The organism is Geobacillus sp. DSP4a (assembly GCF_013096875.1).
Classification (GTDB): Bacteria; Bacillota; Bacilli; order Bacillales; family Anoxybacillaceae; genus Geobacillus; species Geobacillus thermophilus.
The window spans coordinates 1-514 of the sequence record NZ_SDLD01000187.1; the positions used below are offsets into that span (position 1 = coordinate 1).

The 514-nt window shown below is 35.6% G+C and carries 1 protein-coding gene; it reads left to right on the forward strand.

Features of this window, described 5'->3' with window-relative positions; genetic code table 11:
* Window positions 1-514: transposase (locus ETC02_RS18665; protein ID WP_171698472.1), on the forward strand; the 514-nt coding region annotated here is incomplete at both ends.

A 514-nucleotide genomic window follows, 5' to 3' on the forward strand; every position in this document is an offset into this window, starting at 1 on the left:
AAAACTAACGAAAACTATAAGCTGTTAAACAGCAACATGGCACAGCAAATTTTAAAAAAGGTCAATGAAGCCTTTAAATCTTTCTTTGGTTTGATCAGTCTTGCCAAACAAGGAAAATATGACCACAAGGCTATCAGTATTCCAAAATATCTTAAAAAAGATGGCTTTCATTCACTGATCATTGGCCAGATTCGTATAGACGGCAACAAATTCACGATACCGTATTCTCGCCTATTTAAAAAGACTCACAAGCCTATCACGATAACGATTCCGCCTGTGTTACTGGACAAAAAGATTAAGCAGATTGAAATCATTCCTAAGCATCATGCCAGGTTCTTTGAGATTCAGTACAAATATGAAATGCCTGAAGATCAAAGAGAATTAAATGACCAAAAAGCACTGGCAATTGATTTAGGATTAAACAATCTTGCCACTTGTGTCACATCAGACGGCAGATCATTCATCATTGATGGGCGGAGATTAAAAAGTATAAATCAATGGTTTAACAAAGAAA